Origin of the sequence: Actinoplanes sp. NPDC049265, from assembly GCF_043197135.1 — a bacterium.
Lineage (GTDB): Bacteria > Actinomycetota > Actinomycetes > Mycobacteriales > Micromonosporaceae > Actinoplanes.
Genome location: NZ_JBICSP010000005.1, coordinates 40,825 through 54,243 on the forward strand (window position 1 = coordinate 40,825; position 13,419 = coordinate 54,243).

The 13,419-nt window shown below is 69.6% G+C and carries 13 protein-coding genes; 6 read left to right on the forward strand and 7 right to left on the reverse strand.

Annotated features, from left to right (window positions below; all coding sequences use genetic code 11):
* Nucleotide 1: 1 nt before the first annotated feature.
* From ACGFIO_RS14735 to nhaA, 6 genes are all read right to left on the reverse strand, one after another.
* On the reverse strand, nucleotides 2-643 hold the full coding sequence (locus ACGFIO_RS14735) for a hypothetical protein (protein WP_392826481.1): 642 nt from the start codon (nucleotides 641-643) through the stop codon (nucleotides 2-4).
* Nucleotides 643-1,161 (reverse strand): SigE family RNA polymerase sigma factor, encoded by a 519-nt coding sequence (locus ACGFIO_RS14740; protein WP_392826482.1) that lies wholly within the window; start codon nucleotides 1,159-1,161, stop codon nucleotides 643-645. Before ACGFIO_RS14740 ends, ACGFIO_RS14735 begins: the two co-directional genes overlap by 1 nt.
* 62 nt (nucleotides 1,162-1,223) lie before the next feature.
* On the reverse strand, nucleotides 1,224-1,694 hold the full coding sequence (locus ACGFIO_RS14745; protein ID WP_392826484.1) for a hypothetical protein: 471 nt from the start codon (nucleotides 1,692-1,694) through the stop codon (nucleotides 1,224-1,226).
* Between the two features lie 84 nt (nucleotides 1,695-1,778).
* Entirely contained in the window at nucleotides 1,779-2,831 is a 1,053-nt protein-coding gene (locus tag ACGFIO_RS14750; protein WP_392826486.1) for a glycoside hydrolase family 3 N-terminal domain-containing protein, read from the reverse strand.
* A 150-nt stretch (nucleotides 2,832-2,981) separates the two neighbouring features.
* Nucleotides 2,982-4,040: an aldo/keto reductase gene (locus ACGFIO_RS14755; RefSeq protein WP_392826488.1), complete on the reverse strand. Its 1,059-nt coding sequence runs from the start codon at nucleotides 4,038-4,040 to the stop codon at nucleotides 2,982-2,984.
* Nucleotides 4,041-4,049: 9 nt separating this feature from the next.
* Entirely contained in the window at nucleotides 4,050-5,270 is a 1,221-nt protein-coding gene (nhaA, locus tag ACGFIO_RS14760) for a Na+/H+ antiporter NhaA (protein WP_392826490.1), read from the reverse strand.
* A gap of 160 nt (nucleotides 5,271-5,430) precedes the next feature.
* Between nhaA and ACGFIO_RS14765 the strand changes: the two genes are divergently transcribed.
* Nucleotides 5,431-5,994 (forward strand): copper resistance protein CopC, encoded by a 564-nt coding sequence (locus ACGFIO_RS14765; protein ID WP_392826492.1) that lies wholly within the window; start codon nucleotides 5,431-5,433, stop codon nucleotides 5,992-5,994.
* Nucleotides 5,995-6,269: 275 nt separating this feature from the next.
* Nucleotides 6,270-7,079: an RNA polymerase sigma factor SigF gene (locus ACGFIO_RS14770; protein ID WP_392826493.1), complete on the forward strand. Its 810-nt coding sequence runs from the start codon at nucleotides 6,270-6,272 to the stop codon at nucleotides 7,077-7,079.
* A gap of 184 nt (nucleotides 7,080-7,263) precedes the next feature.
* Here the strand turns inward: ACGFIO_RS14770 and ACGFIO_RS14775 are convergent, their stop codons facing one another.
* Nucleotides 7,264-7,620, reverse strand: coding sequence for a nuclear transport factor 2 family protein (locus ACGFIO_RS14775; protein ID WP_392826495.1), 357 nt, complete (start codon nucleotides 7,618-7,620; stop codon nucleotides 7,264-7,266).
* A gap of 22 nt (nucleotides 7,621-7,642) precedes the next feature.
* Between ACGFIO_RS14775 and ACGFIO_RS14780 the strand changes: the two genes are divergently transcribed.
* From ACGFIO_RS14780 to ACGFIO_RS14795, 4 genes are all read left to right on the forward strand, one after another.
* On the forward strand, nucleotides 7,643-7,996 hold the full coding sequence (locus tag ACGFIO_RS14780; protein ID WP_392826497.1) for a DNA polymerase ligase N-terminal domain-containing protein: 354 nt from the start codon (nucleotides 7,643-7,645) through the stop codon (nucleotides 7,994-7,996).
* 55 nt (nucleotides 7,997-8,051) lie between these two features.
* Nucleotides 8,052-10,886: a GH92 family glycosyl hydrolase gene (locus ACGFIO_RS14785; protein WP_392826498.1), complete on the forward strand. Its 2,835-nt coding sequence runs from the start codon at nucleotides 8,052-8,054 to the stop codon at nucleotides 10,884-10,886.
* Nucleotides 10,887-10,923: 37 nt separating this feature from the next.
* Complete coding sequence (locus tag ACGFIO_RS14790) at nucleotides 10,924-11,901, forward strand: DedA family protein (protein WP_392826499.1); 978 nt, start codon at nucleotides 10,924-10,926, stop codon at nucleotides 11,899-11,901.
* A gap of 113 nt (nucleotides 11,902-12,014) precedes the next feature.
* Nucleotides 12,015-12,857, forward strand: a complete 843-nt coding sequence (locus tag ACGFIO_RS14795) for a hypothetical protein (RefSeq protein ID WP_392826501.1) — start codon at nucleotides 12,015-12,017, stop codon at nucleotides 12,855-12,857.
* Nucleotides 12,858-13,419 lie beyond the last annotated feature (562 nt).

The following is a 13,419-nucleotide window of genomic DNA, read 5'->3' on the forward strand; positions in this document are numbered from 1 at the left end:
CTTAGTCGAACCCGCAGAACGGCGGCTTGCCGCTGATGATGCCCAGGTCCTGGCAGTGATAGCCGCTGCCCTGGCTGTGGTATCGCCAGCCGGTGCCGGGCTTGTACTGGAACAGGTAGAACCCGTCGCCCCGGTTCGGGCCCTGGGGCTCGGCCGTGGCCCAGGTTCGCCAGCACTCCACGCCCGCGGCCGGGAAATGCCAGTCCTTCGGCAGGGCTTCATCTTCCGGCGCCTCCCGGGCGATCCGCTCGAAAGTCTTCGCCGAAGGACAGTTCGGATATTTCGGCCCGTCGCTGGTCGGGGTTGAGGACGGCTTCTTCGACGACGGCTTGGCCGACGGCCGTGTCGCGCCGGGATCGGGGGAGCTCGGCGAGATGCTGGGCGCCTCCGACGTGGGGGTGGTGCTCGGCGTCGGCGCCTGGGTGGCCACGGGGGCCGACCGGTCGGGCCGGTTGCCGGCGAGGAACGGGATGGTCCCGGCGACGACGCACACCACCACAGCCGCCCCGACGCCGGTGGCGATGCGGTTGCGTCGTTGCACCTGCCGCGACCGGTGCAGCGACCGCTCGTACATGTCGGTGGCCCCGCCGTGCTCGGCCAGGTCGGACATGGCCTGGCGCAGCGGCCCGAGGTTGTCGGTCATCACGCTTCCTCCATCACGGCCGAGAGCAGGTCGGGCGCCAGCTGGCGGATGCGGGCCAGCGCCTTGCTGGTCTGGCTCTTGATCGTGCCGACCGAGCAGTGCAACAGGTCCGCGGCCTCGGCCTCGCTGCGGTCCTCGAAGTACCGCAGCACCAGCACGGCCCGCTGCCGGCGGGTGAGCTGGGCCAGGACCTGGTGCAGGGCGAGTTTCAGATCGGTGCGGTGGGCGTGGTCGCTGCCGGGCTGGACCACGTCGGCCAGCTCGCCCGGCAGCGACTCGGCCATCTTCCGCCGCCGCCAGCGGCTCACCTGCTGGTGATACATGGCGGTCCGGGTGTACGCCTCGAAGTGCCCGGGATCCTCCAGGCGGCGCCGGCCCCGATGGGTACGGGCCAGCGCCTCCTGCACGAGGTCCTCGGCGAGGTGCCGATCACCGGTGAGCAGGAACGCCGTCCGCAGCAGGGCCGGCGACCGGGTCCGGACGAAGTCCGCGAAAAGGTCATCTATCGAGTTGGACATGCTCGGCTTCTGCTCCCCGTACGCCGGCCGACTGTGCCGTACACCGTAATCGGTGTCGACCATCATCCGGGGTACTGGCAGAACGGCGCGGGCTCGTGGATGCCGATGTCCTCGCAGTGGTAGCCGCTGCCCTGGCTGTGGTAGCGCCAGCCGGTGCCGGCCTTGTGCTGGAACAGGTAGAACCCGTCGCCGGTGTTCGGTCCCTTCACGTTGGCCGTGGCCCAGGTCTTCCAGCACTCCACCTCAACGAAGTGCCAGTCCTTGGGCAGGGCCTCGTCGGTCTTCCCGATCACCTGCTCCAGAGTCTTGGCCGACGGGCAGGGGGCATTTCGGTCAGCCGACTTGGTGGCAACCGGACGCGGTGTCTTCTTGGCCGGGGCCGGGGCCGAGGTCGCCGGCGAAAAGGAGACCGCGGGAGCCGCCCCGGTGCCGGAGTTCGACGACGGCGGAGCCGCGGCCGGCGTCGAACCGCAGGCGGTGAGTCCGAACAGGACGGCGGCGACGGGCAGCAGCAGACGGTGACGAGCAGACATGACTGGTTCCCCCGGATCGGTCGTGGCTTACATCCGGGTACATGCGATCCACGGCCGGCAGGTTGCCGCCGGGAGGAAAAAACTTCAGCAGGAAATCTGGCGGGCGCGAATCTTGGCCCGCAGCACGTGTCCGGCGGCGTCGTCGACCCGCGTGGCGAAGGCCGGATCGGTCCGCGCCCGGGTGATCAGCGCCTCGGCCATCGGCTGCGCGTCCTCCGGGCGGATGCTCAGGGCCAGGTCGCCGCCGGCGGCCACGAACCGGACGGCCCGCTCGCCGGGACTGATGGTGGCGGCGGCCTTGGCCGCGCCCAGGTCGTCGGAGACCACCAGGCCGTCGAAGCCCATCTTCTGGCGCAGCAGGCCGGTGATGATCGGCTTGGAGAACGCCGCGATGTCCTTGCCGTCGAGTTTCGGGTAGGACGCCGAGGACATCATCACCGACGCCGATCCGGCCTTGATCCCGGCGGCGAACGGTTGCAGGTACGGGTCGTTCGCGGTCGCCGTGGCGTCCACGGCCTGGGCCGAGGTGTCGGTGTTGAACCGGGTGCGGCCCAGGCCCGGGAAGTGTTTGAGGACGGTCAGCACGCCGCTGTCCTGCGAGGCGGTCACCGCCACCTCGATGTCCTTGGCCACCTCGGCCGGGTCGGAGCCGTACTGGCGGTGGAAGTTGCCGATCGGCGGGTTGGCCTCGCCGATGTCGGCCGGCACGGTGTCCGCGACCGGGGCGAGGTTGATGGTCACGCCGATGCCGGCGAGGCGGCGGGCGCTGTCGCGTACTTCGTCGCGAAGTTTGTCCGGCGGACCGTTGCCCAGCCGCTCGGCCGAGGGGATCAGGGGGAAGTCGCCGCCCTTGAGCGTTTGCACGCTGCCGCCCTCCTGGTCGAGGGCGACCAGGAGTGGGGTGGTCGCATTGCCCTGCAGGGCCTGGATGTCGGCTTTCAGCGCGGCCGCGGGCCGGGTGCTGCGCCCGGCCAGGAAGATGCCGCCGAGCTGGTATCGCTTGATCTCGTCGGCCAGGCCCCGGGGCGAGTCGACGTCCGTACCGATCATCAGCAGTTGACCGGCCTTTTGCTCCAGCGAAAGCCGGCAGGACGAAGGTTGCGGCGAGGACGGCGACGAGGACGGCAAATCCGACATTGACGGATTTGAGGAAATCGCGGGAGGAGACGGTGGCGCGGCGGCCTCGCCGCAACCTGAGACGACCGCCGCAACCGCCGCGATCACCCACCACAGTCGTGGACGGATGGTCGAGGCGGTCGCGGTCATCGACGTCACGCTACCCGGCGTCTAGCGACGACGGAGGTCCGGGTTGGCGAGTGCCGGCGGGACATAGCCGGCATCGGCCGGGTTCACGTTCGTACCCGGCGGAACGATCTCGTCGATCCGGTCGAGCACCTTCTGGTCCAGGGTCAGGTCGGCCGCGCCCAGCTGCGAGGTGAGCTGGTCCATGGTCCGGGGCCCGATGATGGCCGAGGTCACCGCCGGGTGCCGGATCACGAACGCGATGGCCAGGTGGACCAGCGGGACGCCGGCCTCGTCGGCCAGGGCGCCCAGCGCGTCGGCCGCGTCCAGCTTGCTCTGGTTGGCCGGCAGCGACATGTCGTACCGGGCCGGGATGCGCTGGGCCCGGTGACTCTTCGGCACCTCGGGCGCGTTCTTGCGGTACTTGCCGCTGAGCCAGCCGCCGGCCAGCGGGCTCCACGGCAGGATGCCCAGGCCGTACTTCTGTGCGACCGGCAGCAGGTCGGCCTCGATGCCGCGGACCAGCAGCGAATACGGTGGCTGCTCGGTGCGGAACCGCTCCAGGCCGCGCCGCTCGGCCGTCCACTGCGCCTCGACCACGCGGTAGGCCGGGTAGGTGGACGAGCCGAACGCCCGGATCTTGCCCTGGCGCTGCAGGTCGGTCAGCGCGGACAGGGTCTCCTCGTCGTCGGTGTCGGGGTCCGGCCGGTGGATCTGGTAGAGGTCGATGTAGTCGGTCCGCAGCCGGCGCAGGCTGTCCTCGACCTCGCGGACGATCCAGCGCCGGGAGTTGCCCTGCTTGTTCGGGTCGCCCTTGGTGCCGAGCGGCGCGTCGGCCGGTACGCCCATCTGGCCGTGCACCTTGGTGGCCAGGATGACGTCGTCGCGCTTGCCGCCGGCCAGCGCCTTGCCGACGATGACCTCCGACTCGCCCTGTGAGTAGACGTCGGCGGTGTCGACGAAGTTGATCCCGGCGTCCAGGGCGGCGTGGATGACGGCGATGGACTTGTCGTGGTCGGGCTCACCGAGGCTGCCGAACATCATGGCGCCGAGGCAGAGCGGACTGACCTGCATTCCGGTACGTCCGAGGCTGCGATATTCCATGACTCGAACCTATGCCCGATCTTCGTCCTGGTAGACGTCCGGCACCCCGTCGGCGTCCGCGTCCACGCTCTCCTCCGCCGCGATCCGCCGGTAGTGACGGTTGCGGAGGCGCAACAGCACGGTCGCCAGCAGGGCGGAGAGCAGGGTGCCGGCCAGCACGCCGAGTTTGGCCTGGTCGTTCTTCGCGGTGCCGGCGCCGAAGGCGAGCTCACCGACGAGCAGCGCCACGGTGAAGCCGATCCCGCCCAGCAGGCCCAGCCCGAGGACGTCCCACCAGCTCATGTCCTTCGACTTTTCGGCCCGGGTGACGCGCTGCACGAGCCAGGTCGCGCCGGTGATGCCGATGGCTTTGCCGAGGATCAGTCCGAGGGCCGCGCCCAGCGTGATGGTGCTGATGCGGAAACTGAACGCCACCCCGGCGGCGAAGAACGCGAAGACCGGTACCGCGAAGCCGGCGGACAGCGGCCGCAGGCGGTGCTCCCAGCTCTGGGCCACTCCCGGCCGGACCGGCACGGTGAAGGCGAGCAGCACTCCGGCGACTGTGGGGTGAATGCCCGATTCGTGCATCAGGAACCAGGTGAGCACGGCCAAAGGCAGTAGCAAGATCCGAAGACGCCCGGTTTGCGCCAGAAACCCGAAGAGTGCCAGTGGCAGGAGCGTGCCGGCGAGCGGCAGAAGGTGCAGCGAAGAGGTGTAGAAGATCGCGATGATGGCGATGGCCAGCAGGTCGTCGACCACGGCCAGGGTCAGCAGGAAGGTGCGCATCGCGGCGGGCAGGTGGGTGCTGATCAGCCCGAGCACGGCCAGCGCGAACGCGATGTCGGTCGCGGTCGGGATGGCCCATCCGCGCAGGTCCGGGGTGCCGGCGTTGACCAGGACGAAGATCAGCGCGGGTACGGCCATGCCACCGGCCGCCGCGACCACGGGAAGGGCCGCCCGCCGCGGATCCCGCAGGTCACCGGCGACGAACTCGCGCTTGAGCTCCAGCCCGGCCACGAAGAAGAAGATCGCCAGCAGGCCGTCGGCCGCCCACCCGGCCAGGCTGAGTGGGCCGGCACGGAGGTCGGAGAGTCGTTCGTACGCGCCCGCCCACGGGGAGTTGGCCCAGATCAGCGCGATCGCGGCGGCGCCGGCGAGAAGCAGCCCGCCGACCGTCTCGGTGCGCAGGAGCTCGGCGATCCGCCCGGCCTCGGGCCAGCTGCCCCGGCTGAAGAGTCTCGGTGTGGCCACGGTGGTTCCTCCGGTGGGCAGGCGGACAACATCGCCGACCAGACTTCCCGGCACACCTGCCCGGAAGCCTACCTTTCGGCGGGAACTCAGCCGACCGATCCGGCGACCAAAACTCCGGATGATTGGATCGTCCTAGTCGATCGAGATAAGGACATTTCGCATGCGCATCGCCCGCATCGTCACCGCCGCACTGGCCGCGACGGTCGTCGCCGTGGTCAGCACCGGCACCCCCGCCCTGGCCCACAACTCGCTGATCAAGGCGGTGCCGGCCAAGAACGCGACGGTCAAGGAGTCGCCGGCCTCGGTCGAGCTGTCGTTCCTGGAGGAGCCGCTGAAGCTGACCATCGAGGTCGTCGACGCGCAGCACCAGAAGGCGGCCGCCTCGGGCCCGTCGGTCAAGGGCAAGACGGGCGTGCTCGCGTTGACCGATCCACTGGCCAACGGCACCTACAGCGTGCGCTGGAGCCTGGTCTCGGACGACGGCGACCCGATCAAGGGCACCTACAAGTTCACTGTGGACAGCCCGGCCACGCCGTCGCCTTCGCCGTCGGTTTCATCCGCGGCATTGGAACCGGCACCGGCGGCCACGTCGGCCACTCCGGTGGCGGCGGACGAGGGCTCGTCCTCCGGGTGGATCATCGCGATCATCGCGATCATCGCGGTGGTGCTGGTGGTTGCCGCGGGTGCGATCTTCCTGGCCCGTCGCCGCAAAACCGCTGAGTAGGTACGCCTTTCCGACAAAACACCAGCAATCGCGTGCGCCCGATCGCACTGCGCTCCAATGTGAGCATGTGACTACTCAAAGTGACTCATACTTTCGGCTAGTCACGCATGGCCCTCTCGGCTAAGGTCGTCAACTGAACGGCTAAACCATGCATAACCAAGACCACCTTTGGGCATCAGCCCGGGCACTTGCCACCAGCTGAATTGGACGCCTGGCCTACCGGGCCCACGATCCACCGGGCCGGCTCTCCGGACAGGTGACAGGAAGGACTCAGCATGACCGTCACGACGCGGACCAGCGCCGAGACGCTGACCGAAGAGGTGGCGCTCGCCCCCGCGGACAGCGCCGCCGACCTGCTCAACGCCATGGCCGCAATGCCCGCCGGACACCCGTCCCGGGCCGCCATGCGGGACCGGGCCATCGAGGCGTGGCTGCCTCTGGCCCGCCACCTGGCCCACCGCTACTCCGGCCGCGGCGAACCCACCGACGACCTCGTCCAGACCGCGAACGTCGGCCTGATCAAAGCCATCGACAAGTTCGACCCCGAACGCGGCGTCGACTTCGCCGGCTACGCCATCCCCACCATCATCGGCGAGATCAAACGCCACTTCCGCGACCGCACCTGGTCCGTCCGCGTCCCCCGCCGCCTGCAAGAACTCCGCCTGCAGATCACCGAGGCCAACGCCACCCTCACCCACAACCTCGGCCGCAGCCCCACCGTCGCCGACATCGCCACCCACCTCGGCGTCACCGAAGAAGACGTCCTGGAAGGCCTCGAAGGCGCCCGCGCCTACAACGCCACCAGCCTGTCCACCCCGATCAGCGCCGACGGCTCCACCGAGTTGGGCGACACCCTCGGCGGCGAGGACTACGAGTACGAGTTGGCCGAGACCCGCGTCGCGCTGGGGCCGGCGCTGGCCACCCTGGACGAACGCGAGCAGAAGATCCTCACCCTGCGCTTCTACGGCAACCTGACCCAGTCGCAGATCGCCGACCAGGTCGGCATCTCCCAGATGCACGTCTCCCGCCTCCTGACCAAGGCGCTGACGAAGCTGCGTACTCACCTGGCGACGGACACCATCTAGACGCACCACCCCCGCCACAGAAAAGGCCGGTCCCTCCTCCCCGGGCCGGCCTTTTCCCTGTCCTCAGCACGGTTGCCGGATCCCGCAAGAGCAAGATCACGGCCGTTTCTCTGCCCTATGTCTTCCGCCGCGGGAGCAGCGGTCCGCACCACCCACCCCGCTACGACCGGCCCTTGACCTTGATCTAGAAATAGTCCCTCAGGTGTGCGATGAGGCCGTCGCGGAGGCGGAAGATCTGGACCAGGGACATCGTGCGCGGGCCGGCCGGGGTGTCGAGGGCCACGTCCATCTCGGCCACGAACACTTCCGGATCGGTCGATTGGTGCAGCTGGTATCGCGTCTGGGGGATGTTGATCGTGCCGCCGGGGTCGCGCTGGTAGACGCCGATGCCCGCGCGGATGGCGTCGCGGCCGGTCAGGCGATCGGGGACGAGCGGCGTCTCGTAGATGCCGTCCTCGGTGAACAGGGCGGCGACGGCGTCGGGGTCACGGCCGAAGGCGCCGGCCCGCAGGTAACGCTGGTGGATCTCATCGATGCTCACTCTCCATGCTATCCCTGAAGGCATGGGTGATCGCCCGGTATTTGTGCTGCACGACCATCGCAAGCCGCGGCCGCACTTCGACCTGCGGTTGGAGGAGGACGGCGTCTTGCGCAGCTGGGCGGTGCCGCGCGGGCTGCCGACCGAGCCGGGGCGCAACCGGCTCGCGGTGGCCGTTCCTGATCATGCGCTGGAGCACGCCACCTACACCGACGCGGACAAGAGCATCGCCGACGACGGGTGGTGGGAACTGGCCGATAGCAACGAGAAGCGGCTGGTCTTCACGTTGCACGGCCGGGACGGTGTCCGGCGGTACGCGCTGATCCACACCGACGGCGTGAACTGGCTGTTGCATCTGACCAAAGATCAACCTTCTTGACACATTGGTACGCCTGAATGGAAGCTGACCTGACAACGATGTCAGGGAGCTCACCGTGCGTACACTTTCCGTACTGGCCGTCGCGGCACTCGCGGTGACCGCCTCCGGCACGGCGGCCCACGCCGCAGCTCCGGTCCCGATCGTGACGGACCCCGTCGCCCACGTGAACCCGCTGATCGGCAGCACCAACCTGGGCAACACCTACCCGGGCGCGGTGACACCGTGGGGCATGGCGGCCTTCAGCCCGCAGACCACGCGCGGTGACCAGACACGCACCCCAGCTCCGGGCGGTTATCAGTACACGGCCACCCGGATCCGCGGTTTCAGCCTGACCCACCTCAGCGGCGTCGGCTGCTCGGGCGCCAACGGCGACCTGCCGATCATGCCGGTGACCAGCGCGATGACCACGTCACCGGCGGCCGACACCAACGACGCCGGGTACGCGAGCGACTTCTCCCACGACACCGAGGTGGCCAAGCCCGGCTCCTACGCCGTCACCCTCGCCAACGGCGTACGAACCCAGCTCACGGCCACGCCCCGCACCGGCCTCGGCGTGTTCGAGTTCCCCGCCGGCCAGCCCGCCACCCTGTTGTTCCGGACGTCCATGTCGGAGACCGGCAGTTCGGACGCGCACATCGAGATGGCCGGCCGCACCATCACCGGCTGGGTCGACGCCGGCAACTTCTGCGGGCCGCAGAGCGAGAACAACCGCAAGCCGCTCTACCGCCTGCACTTCTACGCGCGGCTCGACCGGCCGGCCCAGGCCACCGGCACCTGGAAGGACGACACGCTGACGCCCGGCTCGACCGCGGCCGGCGGCGGCACCGGGTGGGACGACACCGGCCACGCCGTCGCCGGCAAGGGCTCCGGCGGCTACGTCACGTTCCCGGCCGGCACCACCCGGGTCGGCGTCAAGATCGGCATCTCGTACGTGTCGGCCGACGGCGCTCGGCGCAACTTCACCGACGAGGCCGAGCCGCTGACCTTCAGCCAGGCCCGCGCCAACGCCCGGGACGCGTGGAACGCGAAGCTGCGCCGGATCGGCATCGGCGGCGGCACCGACGCGCAGACCACGACGTTCTACACCGCGCTCTACCACTCGATGCTCGAACCCACACTGACCAGCGACACCGACGGCCGGTACCTCGGCGCCGACGGCCAGGCCCACGCCCTCACGGCGGGACAGCAGCACCAGTACGGAACGTTCTCGGGCTGGGACGTCTACCGCGCCCAGGTGCAGCTGCTCGCGATGCTCGACCCGCGGACCGCTTCGGACTACGCGCAGTCGCTGCTCAACTATGCCGGCCAGCGCGCTGGCGAGTGGGACCGGTGGCTGCTGCAGCACGGCAAGACCAGCGTGATGTCGGGCGATCCGGCGGCGGCCGCGGTGGCCGGCATGTACGCGTTCGGGGCGCGGGACTTCCAGGTGCGGGAGGCGTACGAGAGCCTGAAACACGCCGCCACGGTGCCGACCGCGAACGATCAGAGCGACGCCGGCTGCAACGTGGAGTGTGTCGGGCAGCGGCCGTCGCTGGACGAGTACCAGCGGCTGGGCTACGTGCCCGCCGACGACTGCCACTGCTGGGGCGGCGCGGCCGAGACGCTCGAGGACGCGGCCGCCGACTACGGCATCTCGCGGCTGGCCACGGCCCTCGGCGACGATGACAACGCCGGGCTGTTCCTGCGCCGGTCGCAGAACTGGCGCAACGTGTTCGACCCGGCGGCCAAGGCCGACCCGGGCCTCGAGCACAACATCCGCGAGCGGATCAACGCGATCACGGCCTCCGGCGAGAACGCGCCGGGTGAGGGCAAGGCCCAGGCCTTCGACGGCGACAAGGGTACGAAGTGGCTGACCTTCGACACCACCGGCTGGATCGCGGCTCAGCTGTCCACCCCGCTGACCGTGACGAAGTATGCGTTGACCTCGGCCAATGACGTCCCCGAGCGGGACCCTCGGGACTGGATGCTGGAGGGGTCGACCGACGGAACCACGTGGACCGTTCTGGACCGGCAGAGCGGCGTGAACTTTGCCGGCCGAGGCGTCACCCGCGAATTCTCCGTCGCCGACCCCGGCGCGTACTCGCACTACCGACTGTCGGTGACGGCCAACGGTGGCGCGCCGATCGTGCAGCTGGCCGAGCTCGAACTGGCCGACCCCGCGGTGCCCACGCCCACGCCCGCCGACGGCCCGTTCACCGGCTGGATGCGCGACCGCTACCGCGACGGGACCTGGGCGCCCGGCTTCAGCCCGTCCACCGGCACCGGCTTCGTCGAGGGCAGCAGCGCCCAGTACACCTGGATGGTCTACTCCGACCTGGTCGGGCTGGTCGACGCGATGGGCGGCAAGGACGTCGCGGTGCGACGGCTCGACGCGTTCTTCCGTACGCCCGACGGCGCCTTCGACCTCAGCGCCACCACGGGCACCCGGTTCGACGCCACCAACGAGCCCGACATCCAGACGCCGTTCCTCTACAACTATCTGGGGGCCGCGTACAAGACCCAGGAGACCGTACGGGCGATTCTCGATCAGAAGTGGAACGACGGCACCGGCGGCATTCCCGGCAACGACGACGCCGGCACGATGAGCGCCTGGTACGTCTTCGCCAGCCTCGGCCTCTACCCCACCGTCCCCACCCGCGCCGAGCTCGTGCTGACCACCCCGCTCTTCCCTCGCGCGGTCGTCCACCTGGGCAGCGGCAAAAAGCTGGAGATCGTTTCCGCCGGCGCCGGCAAGTATGTGGACCAGCTTCAGATCGATGGGGTACGCACAGAGCACGGCTGGTTGCCGTCGGCGACCGTGACAACGGGCGGGAAGTTGTCCTACCGATTGTCCGACCAGCCCAACCTGACCTGGGCCAGCCGTCCGGGGGACGTCCCGCCGCAGAACTGACGTTTGAGAGTTGCCCGGGCGGCTACCGTGTGGGGCGATGCCACCTCACGACGAGCTGCCCGGGTTCCTGGCGGGCGTAGCTCCCCTTCTGGACAAGTACAGCTATTTCGCCGTCGCCGCCGTGATCGGCGTGGAGAGCTTCGGCGTGCCCGCACCCGGCCAGACCATCATGGTGGCAGCCGCGATCTACTCCGGGGCGGGCCGGCTCAACGTCTTCGCGGTCGGGGCGATCGCCTTCGTGGCCGCGGTGCTCGGCGACAACATCGGCTACTGGATCGGGGTGCGCGGCGGGCGTCGCTTGGTGCACCGCTTCGGCAAGTACGTGTTCATCACGCCGGCCCGACTCGAACGGGCCGAGAAGTTCTTCGTCCGGCGCGGCAACCGGATCGTCGTGGTGGCCCGCTTCATCGACGGGCTGCGCCAGCTCAACGGCGTGATCGCCGGCATCACGGCGATGCCGTGGCGGACGTTCCTGCTCTACAACGCGGTCGGCGCGGCGCTCTGGGTCGGCTGGTGGGTCACGGTGTCGTACTTCCTCGGCACCCGCCTGATCGACATCATCGAGCACGCGCACCGCTTCAAGTGGATCGCCATCCCCCTGATCATCCTGGCGATCGCGGCCTACGTCTTCTTCCACATCCGCCACATCCGCCGCCGCCGGGCCCGCGAGGCCGACGAGCCCGCCGCCCCCACGCCCGCTGCGTCCACCACCACCGCTTCGGCCACCGCCCCCTCGGCTCCCGCGACCGCCGCCGCCGAACCCACCACTCCCCCCGCCACCGCACCCACCACTCCCCCCGCCACCGCACCCACCACTCCCCCGGCCACCGCACCCACCGCGACCGCCGCCGCCGAACCCACCGCGACCGGGGCCGCCGAGACCAGCGGCACCGAAGACGTACAACGCAACGGCACCCGGCGGCCCGGCCCTGCGGGCACATTGAACGGCGCGAACGGCCTCGGACGGGACGACCCCGCCGACGTCGCGCAATCCGTTTCCGGCCCTCCCGCCTGATTTCCCAGGTCGTGATCGGCATCACCCGAAGTTGTTCACCTTGGGTATTTAAGGTGAACGCGATTCGTACGGGAGTTGTCGGGTACGGCAACAGGAAAAGGGAGTGATGGACCATGACCGCAACCGCCACCACAGCGCTGGACAAGCGGCGCACCAAGGCGGCGGCCGCCCACACCGCCGCCCAGCGGGCTGACGCCTCGGTCTCGGAGCTGGACCAGCGACTCAAGAACAACATCGAGCTCACCAAGCAGCAGCGTCGCACGCTGCGCAACCTCGAGGCCGAGACGACCCGCGTCAAGCGACTGCTCAAGAACTCGGCCAAAGAGAAAGGCCAGTTGAGCAAGCAGCGGGCCAAGGCCACCAGCAAGGCCAAGCGGGCCACCGCGCGCGCGACGGCGGCCGAGACGAAGTACGACAAGGCGGTACTGGCCGACCTGGTCCGCCGCGAGAAGCAGCGGGACCGCGAGACGTCCGCCCCGGCCACGCCGCCGGTGGCCACCACTACCCCGGTGGACAAGGCGATCGCCCCGTCCACCACCCCCGCCGAGAAGGCCGTCGTCCCGGCCCCCGCCGAAAAGTCCGTGGCACCGTCCACCGCCCAGCAGGCACCGTCCACCGCTGAGAGAGCCGTGGCAGCGTCCACCGCTCAGAAGGCACCGTCCACTGCTCAGAAGGCCGTGACAGCGTCCACCGCTCAGAAGGCCGTGGCGCCGTCCACCGCTCAGAAGGCCGCCCCGCCGGCGAAGACGACGCCGGCCCGCCGGACCAGTGGCACGTCGACCCGACGCCCAGCCGCGACGACCGACCCGGCCCCGGAGAAGCCGGCCGCCGGCACCGCGACCGCCGTGCGCACGGCCGCCCGCAAGACCGCGGCCAACGCCGGCGCCCGGTCAACGACCGGCCGCACCACAGGCGCCCGCACCTCCCGCACCCGCGGTGGAGCGGCGCAGAACTGAACAGGAGCGTGCCGCCACCGCCTGAACGAAACTGTTTCGTTTCGCAGAGCACGAGCCGCCGACCGCGCGCGTAGCCCAACCTGAACGAAACAGTTTCGTTTCACACAGGACTGCCCGCGCACAAACCAGCCTGAACGAAACAGTTTCGTTTCACAAAGGGCGCGGCCCCACTACCCCGCGCGCCGACCCGTCTGGACGAAACGGTTGCGTTCCGCAAAGAGCGCAGCCCGACCTCCCGCGCGCCGACCCGCCTGAACGAAACGGTTGCGTTTCACGCAGGGGTAGGCCGCCGCCCGCGCCGGTCCTGAACGAAACGGTTGCGTTTCGCAAAGAGCGCGGCCCTACTACCCGCGCGCGCCAACCCGCCTGAACGAACGGTTGCGTTTCGCGCAGGGGAAGGCCGGCGCCCACCTGAACGAAACTGTTTCGTTTCGCGAAGGGCGCGTCGTTGAACCGCACGCGGGGCAGCTCAGTCTGATGTGGACAAAGTGGCCTTGGTCATCATCCGACATGCCGGCGACCCGAAGCGGCCAGACTGGAGAGCACGGCCGAGTGATGGAGG